Origin of the sequence: Streptomyces longhuiensis (assembly GCF_020616555.1) — a bacterium.
Taxonomy (GTDB): Bacteria; Actinomycetota; Actinomycetes; order Streptomycetales; family Streptomycetaceae; genus Streptomyces; species Streptomyces longhuiensis.
Map to the genome: position 1 here is coordinate 1,467,823 of NZ_CP085173.1, position 13,697 is coordinate 1,481,519.

Genomic DNA, 13,697 nt, shown 5'->3' on the forward strand with positions numbered 1-13,697 from the left:
GGTCCTCGCCGGACCGTCCGACCACCGGATGACCGCCTCATGACGCACCTCGACCACGTCACCGGTGGCGTCCCCGCCGACGACGTCCACGCCGACGGCCTGGACGCCCGCCTCGTCGTCGACCGCGGCACCTTCTGCCTCGACGTCACGCTGCGCGCCGCCCCCGGCGACGTGGTCGCGCTGCTCGGGCCGAACGGCGCCGGCAAGACCACAGCCCTGCGCGCCCTGGCCGGCCTGACGCCTCTGACAGGCGGTCATCTGCACCTGGACGGCGTCGCGTTGGACCGCATCGCGCCCGAGTCCCGGCCGGTCGGCGTGGTCTTCCAGGACTACCTCCTCTTCCCTCACCTGAGCGCCCTGGACAACGTCGCCTTCGGCCCGCGCTGCCACGGCGTGTCCAAGGCCGAGGCGCGTGAGCAGGCCGCGGAGTGGCTGGACCGCATGGGGCTCGCCGACCATCACGGCGCCAAGCCGCGCCGGCTGTCCGGCGGCCAGGCGCAGCGCGTCGCGGTGGCCCGCGCCCTGGCGACTCATCCCCGGCTGCTGCTCCTCGACGAGCCGCTCGCCGCGCTCGACGCGCGCACCCGTCTCGACGTACGCGCCCAACTCCGGCGTCACCTGGCCGACTTCGAGGCCGTCGCCGTACTGGTCACACACGACCCACTGGACGCGATGGTGCTCGCCGACCGACTCGTCGTCATCGAGCACGGCCGCGTCGTCCAGGAGGGCGCCCCCGCCGACATCGCCCGTCATCCACGTACGGACTACATCGCCCAGCTGGTCGGCCTCAACCTCTACAAGGGGCAGGCCGACGGGCACGTGGTGCAGATCGACTCCGGGCCGGACATCGCGACCAGCGAGGAACTGTCGGGACCCGCCTTCGTGGCGTTCCCGCCGAGCGCCGTGACCCTGTACCGGGACCGGCCCACCGGCGCCAGCGCCCGCAATCTGTGGCGGTGCCAGGTCGCCGGGCTCGAGACGCACGGGGACCAGATCCGCGCGGACCTCACGGGTGAACTCACGCTCGCCGCCGACCTCACGACCGTCGCCGCCGCGGAGCTGAACCTGCACCCGGGCGCTCCCGTCTGGGCCACGGTCAAGGCGACGCAGACGCACGCGTACCCCGCCTGACGCCGCACCCCCGCGTCCCCGCATCCGGCAGCAAGCCACACCCCGGCATCCCCGTGACGAACTGGGCGCCTTCGACCTGCCAGGCGCCCACACCCCTTCTCCTCGCAGATGCGACGCGCCTCGCACCAGCCACGCCCAACCCGGCTACGGTGAGGCCTACGCAGGCCCAAAGCCTGACATTCCATACCTTTTCTGTGCGGCGTTCCGCATGAGCCTGAGCATCCGCAATCAGCTTCCCGGCAGCGTTACGGGCATCACCGCGGGGGAAGCCATGGCGACGGTCAAGGTCCGCCTCGACGGCGGCCAGGACATCACCGCGGCGATCACCCTGGATGCCGTCAAGGACCTCGGCCTCACCGAGGGTTCCGCCGTACGCGCCCTGGTCAAGTCCACGGAGATCTCCCTCGCCACGGGCAAGGTCGAGGGGCTGTCCATCCGCAACCAGCTCGCCGGAACGGTCGACGACATCGCCACGGGCGGCGCCATGGCCTCCGTCAAGGTCAGCGTCCCGGGCGGCGAACTGACGTCCGCGATCACCAAGGACGCCGTCGCCGACCTGGCCCTGGCCCCCGGCACCTCCGTCGTGGCGCTGATCAAGTCGACCGAGGTCTCGCTCGCGACCGCGTGACGGTCGGACGTCGATCGGTACCCGACCGAAGAAGCATGGCTGCCGGAGGAGGCGCCGCCCGGACGGCCGTCACATGTTGATCATGTGTCCGGCCAGCCCGTGCACCGCCTCCTTCACGGCCTCGCCGAGCGTCGGGTGGGCGTGCACGTTGCGCGCCACCTCGTGGACGGTCAGGTCCCACTGCTGAGCCAGCGTCAACTCCGGCAGCAGTTCGGTGACTTCGGGGCCGATGAGGTGGGCGCCGAGCAGCTCGCCGTACCGGTTGTCGCTGATGACCTTGACGAAGCCCGTCGGCTCACCGAGGCCATGGGCCTTTCCGTTCGCGGAGAACGGGAACTTCGCCACCTTCACATCGAAGCCGAGCTCGCGGGCCTGCGCCTCGGTCCACCCGAAGCTGGCGATCTGCGGCTGGCAGTAGGTGGCCCGCGGGATCATCGTGAAGTCGACCTCCATGGTCTCCGCGCCGCCGATCGTCTCGGCGGCGATCACGGCCATGGCCTCCGCCGCGTGCGCCAGCATCAGCTTCGCGGTGACGTCGCCGATCGCGTACAGGTGGGGCACGTTGGTGCGCCCGCGTCCGTCCACGTCGATCGCGCCGCGCTCGGTGAGCCGTACGCCGGTGTTCTCGAGCCCGTATCCGGTGGTGCGGGGCGCGAAGCCGATCGCCTGGAGGACCTTGTCGGCCTCGATCACGCGCTGCTGCCCGTCCTTGGAGACGGTGACACGCACCTTGGCCGCGGGATCGCTGTCGTCGATGGATTCCACCCGGGTCCCGGTGTGCACCTCGATGCCCAACTTCCGGTACTGGCGGGAGAGTTCCTTGGACACGTCGGCGTCCTCGGTCGGCACCATGCGGTCCAGGAACTCGACGACGGTGACCTTGACGCCGTAGTTGTGCAGGACGTACGCGAACTCGACGCCGATCGCTCCGGCACCGGCGATGACGATGGACTCGGGGAGCTTCTCGGAGAGGATCTGCTCCTCGTAGGTGACCACGCGGTCGCTGAGGGCCGTGCCCGGCAGGAGTCGGGTGGTGGCTCCGGTCGCGATGATGCAGTTCCCGAAGGTGACGGTCTCGGTGCCGCCGGCCGTGAGGTCGATCCGGAGCGTGCGGTCGTCGATGAACATGCCGCGGCCGTCGTACTCGGTGATGTCGTTCTTCTTCATCAGGTAGTGCACGCCGGCGACCCGGCCGTCGGCGACCTTGCGGCTGCGCCGGTAGGCCTCACCGTAGTCGAAGCTGACCTGTCCCTCGACGTGGATGCCGAAGGTCGAGGCCTGCTGCGTGAAGATGTGCGCGAGTTCGGCGTTGCGCAGCAGCGCCTTGGACGGGATGCAGCCCACGTTCAGGCAGACACCGCCCCAGTACTTCCCCTCGACGACCGCGGTACGAAGGCCCAGCTGGGTGGCGCGTACGGCCGCGGTGTAGCCACCGGGTCCGGCACCCAGGACGACGACGTCGTAGTGCGTGGTACTCATGGAGCGTTCCTGCCGTTTCGGTGAGAGGCGAGTCTGGCCCTGACGTGCACGACGGTACGTCCGCGACCGGGACCCACGCACATACGCAACGCCAGCGCCTCCCGGGTCTCGGCGCGGTCACGCCCCCGGGCGAAGCCCCGTCCCCGGCCCGGGCCGCGCTTCATCTACTCCACCTCGATGCCGAAGTCCTGAACGAGCTGTTCCAGGCCCCCCGCGTAGCCTTTGCCGCCCAGCACGAAGTCCCAGTCCCCGTTCGGTCTGCGGCGGAAGGAGCCCAGCACCAAGGCGGTTTCGCCGGGGCGGCCGTCGGAGACCTCGAGCCGTCCCAGGTCGGCCAGACTCGGGTCGAGCAGGCGGATGGAGGCGTCCGTGAAGCCGGAGAGGTCGGCGTCCGGGTTCACCTCCGGGTCGATCGCGGCCACGAGCACGAACCGGTCGGCCTCGTCCGGCAACGCGTCGAAGGAGACGCAGATGGCGGCCTTGTCCGGTGCGGTCGGAGGCAGAACGCGTACGGATCCGTCCGCGGTGTGCGGGTTGTTGTAGAAGACGAAGTGATCGTCACTGAGGATGCTGCTGCCACGGCAGACGAGAGCACACACGTCCAGGGCGACGCCTCCGGTCCACGACATGCCCAGGATGTTGTAGTCGTCGGGCAGCCGAAAGTCGGGAACCGTCGGAGTCGGCTGCGCTGCCGGGCGGCGGGCGCCATCGCCCAGCCGCCCTCGTAGCCCGTGCCGATGCAACAGGTCGACGAGTTCGGTGCCGGAGATCAGTTCCAGCGGCTTGCCGTTGGCGAAGGTGTGCGAGCCCGGGCCGAACCCTGATGTCGTCACGAGGACACCCTTGTTGGCGCCGGCGTCCTGCACGGTTCCGTACAAGTCGCGAACGGCGGTGGGCGGCACCGTGTTGCGGTAGCGCTTCACCTGCACGACGATCTTGCCGCCCCGGATGGGTGTCGGATCCAGAGCGTCGACGTCCACCCCGCCGTCGTTCGAACGTTGGGTGGTGACCGCTTGCATTCCCATGGCCCTGAAGAGCTCGGCGACGAGATTCTCGAAGGCGATCGGATCCATGTCGTACAGGTCGGGTTCCTCGTCGCTGCCGTGCGTGACGACGCGGTTTCCGACCTCCTGCGGCCGACGGCTGGGCCGTACCGGCGTGAGCTGGTCGGGGCGGGTGGAGAGTTGCCCACGTAAGGCGTCGGACAGGCAGCTGCCGGCGTCCACCTGGGCCAGGTACAGGTCGCGAAACGTCGCGCGCGACGTCATGACGGTTGCCAGGTAGATGTGGCCCGGTCGGCCCGTCGTGGGATCGTGCCCGTCCACGAACCCGTTCAGGGTCACCGCCTCGAGGGTGCCCATCTCGTCCGCGGCGAAGAGTTCGTGCAGGACGAGCAGCATGCACTGCGCGAGGACTTCCCGGTACAGAGACCGACGTTGGCCCACTGGGCGGGCCGTCTCCTTGTCCTGGTCCGACCCGGACATGTACCGGACGGACTTGACCTCGGGGACGACGCTGTAGGCGGGCAGCTCCCAGTCCAGCACCAACTGGCGAGCCGCCGAGTCGTAGGCGGCCGCCACCTGACGCGGGAATCCCTCCGGCCATGCGGTCGAGGCGTAGAGAGCGGCGGAGAAGTACTCGACCACGGAGTCGGGTTCGCGGCGCCTGACCGCTTCGGTCAGTTCTTGGATGCCTGCGTTGTGCCGGCGTACATCGGCCAGTTGGGCATCGGCCCACTGCTGGTACTCCCGCTGGTACGACGCCAGTTGTTGCTGCCGTCGAGCCTCCGCAGCCTGGGCCGACTGCCAGTCCCTCTCGAACTGCGCCCGGGCCTCGGCCTGCGCCTGGGCCCGCCGCGTGGCAGTCCACCCGCTCTGTGCCTGGTAGTGCCGGAAGTCCGGCATGGGCACGGGCTGCGCCAAGGGGCCCGGCGCGAAGGGCTGGACATCCTCAGGGCGCATGAGAGAGGGCGCCCTGAACGGCGGAGCCTGACAACCCGAGGCGAGAAGGCCTTGCAGCGACGTGACTTGCGCGTCCAGTTCCTCAGTGCGGCGCAGGGCCTCTGCCTGCCGGTACTCGCGGTGGTTCTGGATCGCTCGCCGTTGATAGGCACGTGCTTGCTGCGCTTCTTGCCTCTGCCGTCTGGCTTCGGCCTCCATCTGGCGCTGCTGCTGCCGCTGCATCTCGGCCCAGACGCCGACCGGGCCACTGGAGCGTCGACTCATGTGTTGCTGGCCCTCCCCAAGGCGCTCCGGTTGTCCCCACAACCAGTTGTAAAGGGACGACTGTATCGAGCGATACCCATTTCGCATATCCAGTCGTCACAGGCCGACCGCGGCGGGCTCCACCGGTCGGGTGGCGGTCGGGCGAGGACGTAAGTCGGACTTCACCTGGTCATCGGCATATGCTGTGGCCGCCCGGAGGAGGGGCCATTCACGTGAGTGCACAGCGATGCCCCTTGTGCGGGTCCGAACCGATAGCCGGCCAGCAGCCGGCCTGCGGCTGCGCGACGTCCGCACCGGCGGTGCCTGCCAACCCGGTGTTCGGGCAGGTGACCCCACCCGGTCAGTCGGCCGGGACGGTGGCTCAGGAGGATCTGCGGCTCTTCGAGGGGCCGGTCGGGGGCGGGCCGGCCGTCGAGGGCATGTCGGTCCGCACGTCGGAGCATGTCGTCACCGCCGGTCGTGGTCGTCGGCCACCCGGGCGCCGCAGGCGCCGATGGGTGATCGCCGGTACCGCGGCGTTGGGTGTCGGGGCGGCCGCCGTCATCGCCGTGGCCAGTGGCGCCTTCAGCTCCGGGAGCGCCCCGAGCCGGACCGTGTCGGCGGCGGACGATTCGGCCATGCCCGCGCCGTCCGGATCCGTCTCGTCGCGGTCGGCGGCGCCTTCCCCCGGGAACGGCGGCGCGGACGCGACCCGCTCCCCCAGCCCGTCGTCGACCGTGTCCGGAACGGCGTCCACCTCGGCGACCGCACCCGCGTCCGCCTCGGCGAAGTCCTCCGCGTCGACGCCTTCCGCGCCCGCGCCCACGACGTCTTCCGCCGCCCGCCCGGTGGCCGGCGGCCGAGTCCTGTCCACCGGCAGCCACGGCGGTCAGGTCAAAGACCTCCAACGACGGCTGACGCAGATCAACTTGTACACGGGGCCGGCCGACGGCACGTACTCGACCGACGTCGCGGACGCGGTCCACCGCTATCAGGTGGCCCGCGGCATCGACGAGGACGCCGGTGTGTACGGTCCCGAGACGCGGGCCGCGCTGGAGTCCGAGACCCGGCGCGGCTGAGAACATGCCCGTCCATCGCCCGTTGCCACGTGAGGAAGTCGACCCGTCATGCCATCCGTGCCCGCCGATCCGACCGTGCTTCACCCGATGCCGGGGCAGTCGCGGGTCGTGCTGCTCAAGCCACTTGTCACGTCGCCGTTGATCGAGGTCGGTGAGTTCTCGTACTACGACGATCCGGACGACCCGACCGCCTTCGAGACGCGCAACGTGCTGTACCACTACGGGCCGGAGAAGCTGGTCATCGGGAAGTTCTGTGCGCTGGGCGAGGGCGTGCGGTTCATCATGAACGGGGCCAACCACCGTATGGACGGCCCGTCGACGTTCCCCTTCCCCATCATGGGCGGTTCGTGGGCGGACCACTTCGATCTCATCAGCGGGCTGCCCGGCCGGGGTGACACGGTCGTCGGGAACGACGTGTGGTTCGGCTACCGCACCACGGTGATGCCCGGCGTACGCATCGGACACGGAGCGATCATCGCCTCGGGTTCCGTGGTCGTCGACGACGTGCCCGACTACGGGATCGTCGGCGGCAACCCGGCGAAGCTCATCCGCCGCCGCTACTGCGACGAGGACGTCGAGCGCCTGCTCGCCCTCGCGTGGTGGGACTGGCCCACCGAACACCTCACCGAGCACGTGCGCACCGTCATGTCCGGCTCCGTGGACGCGCTGGAGGCCGTGGCCCCGATGCCGCGGTGATCGGGGCGGCGGGTATGGCTTCCAGCACCTCCTGTGTGTGCGCGCCCAGTTCGGGTGCCGGCGTGCGGAAGGTGTTCAGGCCGGACCCGAAGCGGACCGGGAAGCGTGCCTGCGGCGCCGGACCGGACGTCTGGGAAAACAGGTCTCTTTCCGTCAGATGCGGGTCCTCCAGGAGTTGTCGGGCCGCGGTGAGCACGGGTGCCCATGGCGCGCCGATCCCGGTCAGCGTGCGCTCCCACCACGCGTAGTCGTGGGTGGCGATCACCGCGGTCAGCAGGTCGTGGACCTTCTCCTTGGCGGCCGTACGGGCGGGCCGACGGTCGTACGCGTCGGTGTCCAGACCCGGGAACTCCGTACCCAGCGCGGTGCGGAACTCCCGCCAGAACTTGTCCTCGAACGTGGCGAGCGAGAGCAGCCGTCCGTCGGCCGTACGGAAGACGTCGTTGTCGCCCTGCACGAGCCCGCTCTCCAGCGGGTCACCGGCATCGGCCATGGGCAGAGCGAACAGGGCGCACCAGCCGGCGATCGATTCGGTGAGGGAGACGTCGATGTGCTGTCCCCGTCCCGTGGCGGCCGCGCCCGCGAGCGCCACGGTCAGCGCGAACGCCGCCTGCATCGCGCCCGCCATGTCACCCACCCGCACGCCCGGCCGGGTGATCGCCCCGTCGATGCGCCCGGGGACGGTGAAGAACCCGGACAGGCCGAGGAAGTTCAGTTCGTGACCGGGCCTGTTCGCGTACGGTCCCGTCTGGCCGTATCCGCTGAGGGAGCACAGGACGATGCGCGGGTTCGCCTCGCGCAGGACGGGATAGGAGAGGCCGAGCCGGTCGAGGACGCCGGGGCGGAAGCTCTCCACGACGGCGTCGGCGGTACCGACGAGGCGCAGGAACTCGGTCCGGTGTGTGTCGTCGCGGAGGTCGAGGGTGACGGAGCGCTTGTTGCGGTTGAGCGCCTCGAACAGCGCGGGGGCCGAACGCGCGGGATCCCCGCCGTCGGGCTCCTCGATCTTGATGACGTCCGCGCCCAGATCGGCGAGCATCGAGGTGGCGTACGGGCCCGGCAGCAGCCGGGACAGGTCGAGCACGCGCTTGCCGGTCAGGAAGGACCAGTCCGGGGGTCCGCCGTGTGCGTCGCGGGCGGACTCAGCGGCTTCGGCAGGATCTGCCGTCTCGGGTGTCTCGGCCTGCTCGACGCGTTCAGAACCTGGTTTCTCGACTGCCATCAGTTTTGCGCTCCTTGGGTGAGAGTCAGGTGACGCTGCGGGGTGTGCTGGCGACAGGTCACAGCCCTGTCGCCAGCGGTAGAACGAGAAGAGCCGGGGGCAGTAGCAGCGCCGCCCCGAGGGACCACGCCATCAGCCGACGGAAGACGCGCGGCGCGTGCGCCTCCTCGGTGTTGGCCAGGATCAGGCCGCCACCCAGGTGGAGGGGGCTGATCGCCACGGCGCCGATGGTGGCGCACACGGCGATCAGCAGCACGGTGAACCGTGCCGAGTCGGCATGCGGCAGCACCGCGGCGGCCAGTGGGACGACCACGCCGAGCACGGCGACCGTCGAGGACTCCACGGTCGCGAAGACCGCGGCGAGGTAGGAGACGGAGAGCACCGCGAGAAGGGTGTTGTCGATGCCGCCGAGATGCGCGGCGATCGCCTTGAGCGTTCCCGTCCGCTCCAGTACACCGACGTACACCATGATGCCGCTGGTCAACAGGACGACTGACCAGGGAAGTTCGGAGACGACCCGCCGTGAGTCGGGGCGGAAGACCAGCTGGAGCGAGAGCCCGATCAGGAGTGCCACGAAGCTGACGGACACCCCGAATCCCAGGACGGCGACCACGAAGACGCTCAAACCGATGAGCGAACCGGTCTCGTACGGGGTGACCGGCGCGGCGCCTCGCAGGACCGGCACCTCACTGTCCCGCGAGGCAGCCCGGCGTACCCGGGACGCGCGCACGAGCCGCAGGCCGCCCAGGGCGAAGAAGGCGACCAGCGCCAGGAGCAGGTTGAGGATCGCGAGACCGGCAAACAGTGCCGTGGGCGAGTAGGTGACGTCGAGCTTCCTGGCGAGCTCCTTGACGAGCGCGCCCCAGGGCGACAGCGGCGAGAACCCCCCGACACCGGCTCCGCCGCACGCCACCACGGCCATGAGCACGGGGTCGACGTCTCTGGTACGGGCGATACGCATCGCCATGGGAAGCACGACGGCGACCGTCGCGCTGGGCAGCGTCCCGATGGCGCTGAGTGCCGCCGCGACCAGGAACATGCCCCAGGGCAGGAACCAGTCACGGCCGCGGGACAGCCGGACCACGAGACGGACGACCCGGTCGATCGCGCCGCTGCGCTGGGCGTGGCCGAACATGTACATCACGCCGAGGATCAGGACGACCAGGTCTGCGGGGAACCCGGCGAGCACTTCCTCCTTGGGGATGCCGGCGATCGCCGACATCACGAACGCCGCCGGCAGCACGACGAGTCCCACGTTGACGTCGCGCCACATCGCGAGGCCGAACGCGGAGACGAGCAGGACGACGGACAACACCTCTGGCACGGACATGCGGGCTCTTCCCGTGGGCGACTCTTCGATACCGGACACGTTGTTCAGTATTTTGCGATGAGATCAGCAATGTAGGTCAAGGTGCCGCCCCGCTCAAGAGGGAGGAGCGGGGAAGAGCAGGCGAGGAGCGCCGCCTCCGGGACAGCAGTCGGCCCCGTCGCCCGGGGAGGCGGCGGGGCCGACAAGGGTCTCGGGGTGCGCCGTGCGGCGCCGGGGTCACTCGGGCGCGTCGAACCCGCTCGCCCAGTAACGACCACGTAGCGCGAGGTCGAGCAGCATCCGCACGACCTCCTCGGCGGGCGCGGGAGGCGTCTCGCTCTCGGCCCACCACCGCAGCACGGCGACCTGCTCCCCGACCCAGACGCGGGCGAGCAGTTCCGCGTCGATGCGCGGCTTCACGTCGTTGCGTTCGGCGCGTGCGCGGAACTCCTGCGCGGTGTTCGCGGCACACACGTCCGTGAACATCTGGAGCGGCTTCCCGTCACCCTCGCCGCGCAGCACGATCCGGTACAGGTCACGCTCGTCGCGCGCGTGGCGGAGCATCTCCAGAAGGGGCTTCCCCGTGAAGCCCACCGCACTCCCCGCGACGGACGGGGCGAGGCGCCGGCCGAGTTCGTCGAGGAGGTCGGCGGTCACCCGCGCGAACAGGGCGTCCTTGTCCTTGAAGTGGCTGTAGAAGGTGGCGCGGCCGACGTCGGCGCGCTCCGTGATGTCTTCCACGCTCAGCGCGCTGAAGCCGCGCTCCAGGACGAGTTCCACCAACGCGTCCGCCAGGGCGCGCCGCGTGCGCCTGGTCCTTCTGTCCTCAGCCATCGCTGCCTTCCACGTCTTCCGCCGTCGCCGTACTCGGCGTCTCCGGGCCCGCTCTCACGTCCGCCCAGTCTAGGAGAGCCTTGACAGTCAATGCGTTAATGAACAAGCTGTCTCGTATTGAACAGACTGATCACAGTGGTCAGAGTGTTGATCTTCCAGCTCTGGAGTACGTCGATGAACCTCGGCACCTACCTCTCCCGCAGCGCCCGCTACTGGCCTGACGCAACGGCCCTCGTCTGCGGCGAACACACATGGACCTACTCGCGACTCGACAGCGAGACCAACCGTCTGGCATCCGCCCTCATCGCACGGGGCCTGCGCCCCGGGGACGCGGTCGCCTCGCTCGCCTGGAACCGGGGCGAACTCGTGGAGGTCGAATTCGCCCTCTACAAGGCTGGGTTGACCAGGGCACCTGTCAACGCCCGGCTCGGCCGCGGCGAGATCGAGCACATCCTGCGGTACGCGCCCGTACGCGTCCTGTTCTTCGACGCCGCGCACCGCGAGGACGCTCTGGCGGCGATCGCCGCGGCGGGCACGGGCTGCGTACCGGTCCTCCTGGACGACACATCAACCGAAGCGGATACCGCCACCGACACCCCGGGGACCGTCCGGTACCGCGAGCTGCTCGCCGAGGGCAGCACCGAAGCGGTCACCGTCGACGTGTCCGAGGACGACGCGTGCGTCCTCAACTTCACGTCCGGGTCGACCGGAACGCTCAAGGCGGCCGTCCAGAGCGTCGGCAACCGCCTGGCCAACATGCGCAAGCAGCTGATGAGCGACGAGTCCCGGCCGGGGCCCGCCACTCGCTACCTCGCGTGCGGTCCCATCACCCACGCCACCGGCATGGGGCTGCTCGCGGGTGTGTTCGCGGGTTCGACGGCGTACGTTCTCCCCGCCTGGAGCGCCGAGGCCTTCCTGGACAGTGTGGAGAAGGAGCGCATCACCACCACCTTCCTCGTGCCCGCGATGCTGAACATGGTGCTCGCCCACCCCGGCGCCGCCGGACGCGACCTCTCCAGCCTCACCAGCGTCCGCGTCGGCGGCGCGCCGGTGTCACCTCGGCGACTGCGGGATGCCGTCGCGCTGTTCGGCCCGGTGGTCGCGCAGGGCTACGGTCTCGGCGAGACGACGAGCGTGGTCGCCGGACTGAGCAGCGCGGAGACGGCCCGCGCCGTGGCCAGTGACCCCGAACTCCTGCAGTCCTGCGGGCGGGCCGTGTACGACACGGAGATCCGGATCGTGGACGACACGGGCCGCGAGCTCGGGCCGCGCGAGGTGGGCGAGATCATCGTGCGCGGACCCGACTGCGTCCGCGCGTACTGGAACGAGCCCGAGCTGTCCGCCGAGACCTTTCGCGATGGCTGGGTGCACACCGGCGACCTGGCATGGATGCGCGAGGACGGCTATCTGTTTCTCGTCGACCGCAAGAAGGACATGATCATTTCAGGCGGGTTCAACATCTACTGCACCGAAGTCGAAGCCGCGCTCTACGAGCATCCCGCCGTTCAGGAGGCCTGTGTCGTAGGCGTGCCGGACGAGACGTGGGGCGAGGCGGTCAAGGCCGTCGTCGTCACGCGCCCCGGTCATTCCCTCAGCGCGGAGGAGGTCACCGCGTTCTGCGCACAGCGCCTGGACCGCCTCAAGAAGCCACGCTCCGTGGACTTTGTCGCAGAACTCCCACACAACCGCAACGGGAAGCTCGACCGCAGGGCGGTGCGCGAGCCGTTCTGGGCCGGCACAGCCCGCCGCGTGAACTGACCCAGAACGTCAGAACCAGAACCAGAACCAGAACCCAGACCCCGGACCCAGAACCCGGAACTCGGAACGAGGCCCCCGCACATGACGTTCTCCCTGCGCCCCACCTACGACGAACCGCGCCTCGCGGCCCTCGTCGACGCGCTCCGCGACTACCTGGACGGCGAACTCGCCGACTACGAACGCAACCGCGGCATCACCCACACCTCCCGGCTGACCCGTGCCGACCTGGAACCCGTCTGGAGGCGCAGCCGCGAACTCGGCTTCTACGGGATCCACCTGCCCGAGAAGTTCGGCGGTCAGGCCCTCTCGTACACCCAACTGGCCTCCCTCAAGGAGGAGATAGGCGCCAGTGGCCGCGCCCTCGGCCACTGCGTGCTCGGCGACATGGGCGGTCCGCTGCGGGCCGGTGACATCCTGCGGCACGCCACGGACCACCAACTCCACAAGTATCTCCTGCCGTTGGTCCGGGGCGAGCGCGCCTGCTGCTTCTCGCTCACGGAGGCCGAAGCGGGTTCCGACGTACGCTCCATGCGCACCACCGCCGTACGGGACGGTGACGGCTACCGGCTCACCGGGCACAAGGTGTTCAGCTCGGCCGGCCCCTTCGCCGATTTCGCGATCGTGGTGGCCCGCATGGCGGACACCGGCGGGGACGCGGACCCGAAGCCCTCGTTCTCCGCGTTCCTCGTCGATCTGGACAGTCCTGGGTGCCAGGTCCTGGACGGTGCCACCCCGATGTCCGGCGAGCACATAGAGAGCGACATCGTCCTGGAGGACTGCCACGTGCCCGCCGCCAACCTCCTGGGCGAGGAGGGCGAGGGCATGCGCATCGCGCTGGGCCGTGTCACCACCAATCGGCTGCTGCACTGCCCGAGCGTGCTCGGCGCCACCCGGCGCGCCCTCGACCTCACGCTGGAGCGCACCCGTCACCGCAAGGCCGCCGGCGGACAGCCACTGCTGGCGCTCCAGTCCGTCCAGCACAAGGTCGCCGACATGGCGACGGAGTTCTACGCCGCGCGCTCGATGACGTACGCGGCCCTGGCCGCCCTGGACAAAGGTGGCCAGGTGCGGACCGAGGCGTTCATGTGCAAGCTCTTCGTCGCGGAGTCCGCGTTCCGGATTCTCGACCAGGCCGTGCAGATCCACGGCAAGGAGGGCCTCACTCAGGGCAACGAAGTCGAGTTCCTGTTCCGCAAGATCCGGATGTTCCGCGTCCTGACCGGCACGTCCGAGATCCAGAAGAACGGCATCGCCAAGGGTTTGGCGTTCCTTGCCTGACCGAGCGACCCGGCGCCCGACGACCCCACAGGCCTCACGGCCGTGGGGTCCGTTCGCGTGCGCCTGACACGGGCCGTAC

General features: G+C 69.8%; 12 protein-coding genes. 6 read left to right on the forward strand and 6 right to left on the reverse strand.

Translation table 11 applies throughout. From position 1 onward, the window contains the following. Nucleotides 1–39 precede the first annotated feature (39 nt). Together LGI35_RS07055 and LGI35_RS07060 are read left to right on the forward strand one after the other, a co-directional pair. Nucleotides 40–1,131: an ABC transporter ATP-binding protein gene (locus LGI35_RS07055; RefSeq protein WP_227293034.1), complete on the forward strand. Its 1,092-nt coding sequence runs from the start codon at nt 40–42 to the stop codon at nt 1,129–1,131. Between the two features lie 208 nt (nt 1,132–1,339). Then, on the forward strand, nt 1,340–1,759 hold the full coding sequence (locus LGI35_RS07060) for a TOBE domain-containing protein (protein ID WP_227293035.1): 420 nt from the start codon (nt 1,340–1,342) through the stop codon (nt 1,757–1,759). Nucleotides 1,760–1,828: 69 nt separating this feature from the next. Here the strand turns inward: LGI35_RS07060 and lpdA are convergent, their stop codons facing one another. From lpdA to LGI35_RS07075, 3 genes are all read right to left on the reverse strand, one after another. Next, nucleotides 1,829–3,238, reverse strand: a complete 1,410-nt coding sequence (lpdA, locus tag LGI35_RS07065) for a dihydrolipoyl dehydrogenase (protein WP_227293036.1) — start codon at nt 3,236–3,238, stop codon at nt 1,829–1,831. A 164-nt stretch (nt 3,239–3,402) separates the two neighbouring features. Further along, on the reverse strand, nt 3,403–5,463 hold the full coding sequence (locus LGI35_RS07070; protein ID WP_227293037.1) for a restriction endonuclease: 2,061 nt from the start codon (nt 5,461–5,463) through the stop codon (nt 3,403–3,405). 361 nt (nt 5,464–5,824) lie between these two features. Further along, a complete protein-coding gene (locus LGI35_RS07075; RefSeq protein ID WP_227293038.1) occupies nt 5,825–6,268 on the reverse strand; it encodes a hypothetical protein in 444 nt (147 codons plus the stop codon). 22 nt (nt 6,269–6,290) lie between these two features. Here LGI35_RS07075 and LGI35_RS07080 point away from each other — a divergent pair, with 22 nt between their 5' ends. Together LGI35_RS07080 and LGI35_RS07085 are read left to right on the forward strand one after the other, a co-directional pair. Next, entirely contained in the window at nt 6,291–6,521 is a 231-nt protein-coding gene (locus LGI35_RS07080; RefSeq protein WP_227293039.1) for a peptidoglycan-binding domain-containing protein, read from the forward strand. A 48-nt stretch (nt 6,522–6,569) separates the two neighbouring features. Next, nucleotides 6,570–7,217 carry a CatB-related O-acetyltransferase gene (locus LGI35_RS07085; RefSeq protein ID WP_227293040.1) on the forward strand — a complete coding sequence of 216 codons (648 nt, stop codon included), beginning with the start codon at nt 6,570–6,572 and terminating at the stop codon, nt 7,215–7,217. Here LGI35_RS07085 and LGI35_RS07090 read toward each other — a convergent pair. The 3 genes from LGI35_RS07090 to LGI35_RS07100 form a co-directional block, all read right to left on the reverse strand. After that, a complete protein-coding gene (locus LGI35_RS07090; RefSeq protein ID WP_227293041.1) occupies nt 7,165–8,439 on the reverse strand; it encodes a CaiB/BaiF CoA transferase family protein in 1,275 nt (424 codons plus the stop codon). The genes LGI35_RS07085 and LGI35_RS07090 overlap by 53 nt on opposite strands. 58 nt (nt 8,440–8,497) lie before the next feature. After that, the gene (locus LGI35_RS07095; RefSeq protein WP_227293042.1) at nt 8,498–9,769 is read right to left on the reverse strand and encodes an SLC13 family permease; all 1,272 of its coding nucleotides are present in this window, start codon (nt 9,767–9,769) and stop codon (nt 8,498–8,500) included. A 216-nt stretch (nt 9,770–9,985) separates the two neighbouring features. Further along, nucleotides 9,986–10,582, reverse strand: a complete 597-nt coding sequence (locus tag LGI35_RS07100) for a TetR/AcrR family transcriptional regulator (protein WP_227293043.1) — start codon at nt 10,580–10,582, stop codon at nt 9,986–9,988. A gap of 135 nt (nt 10,583–10,717) precedes the next feature. Between LGI35_RS07100 and LGI35_RS07105 the strand changes: the two genes are divergently transcribed. Both LGI35_RS07105 and LGI35_RS07110 read left to right on the forward strand, forming a co-directional pair. Next, complete coding sequence (locus LGI35_RS07105; RefSeq protein ID WP_227293044.1) at nt 10,718–12,340, forward strand: class I adenylate-forming enzyme family protein; 1,623 nt, start codon at nt 10,718–10,720, stop codon at nt 12,338–12,340. A gap of 81 nt (nt 12,341–12,421) precedes the next feature. Beyond that, nucleotides 12,422–13,618 carry an acyl-CoA dehydrogenase family protein gene (locus LGI35_RS07110; RefSeq protein WP_227293045.1) on the forward strand — a complete coding sequence of 399 codons (1,197 nt, stop codon included), beginning with the start codon at nt 12,422–12,424 and terminating at the stop codon, nt 13,616–13,618. Nucleotides 13,619–13,697: the final 79 nt, after the last annotated feature.

Coding starts and splice junctions, on each gene's coding strand:
- LGI35_RS07110 (WP_227293045.1), top strand. CDS start 12,422: ATGACGTTCTCCCTGCGCCCCACCTACGACGAACCGCGCCTCGCGGCC.
- LGI35_RS07095 (WP_227293042.1), bottom strand. CDS start 9,769: ATGTCCGTGCCAGAGGTGTTGTCCGTCGTCCTGCTCGTCTCCGCGTTC.
- LGI35_RS07085 (WP_227293040.1), top strand. CDS start 6,570: ATGCCATCCGTGCCCGCCGATCCGACCGTGCTTCACCCGATGCCGGGG.
- LGI35_RS07070 (WP_227293037.1), bottom strand. CDS start 5,463: ATGAGTCGACGCTCCAGTGGCCCGGTCGGCGTCTGGGCCGAGATGCAG.
- LGI35_RS07090 (WP_227293041.1), bottom strand. CDS start 8,439: ATGGCAGTCGAGAAACCAGGTTCTGAACGCGTCGAGCAGGCCGAGACA.
- LGI35_RS07060 (WP_227293035.1), top strand. CDS start 1,340: ATGAGCCTGAGCATCCGCAATCAGCTTCCCGGCAGCGTTACGGGCATC.
- lpdA (WP_227293036.1), bottom strand. CDS start 3,238: ATGAGTACCACGCACTACGACGTCGTCGTCCTGGGTGCCGGACCCGGT.
- LGI35_RS07055 (WP_227293034.1), top strand. CDS start 40: ATGACGCACCTCGACCACGTCACCGGTGGCGTCCCCGCCGACGACGTC.
- LGI35_RS07100 (WP_227293043.1), bottom strand. CDS start 10,582: ATGGCTGAGGACAGAAGGACCAGGCGCACGCGGCGCGCCCTGGCGGAC.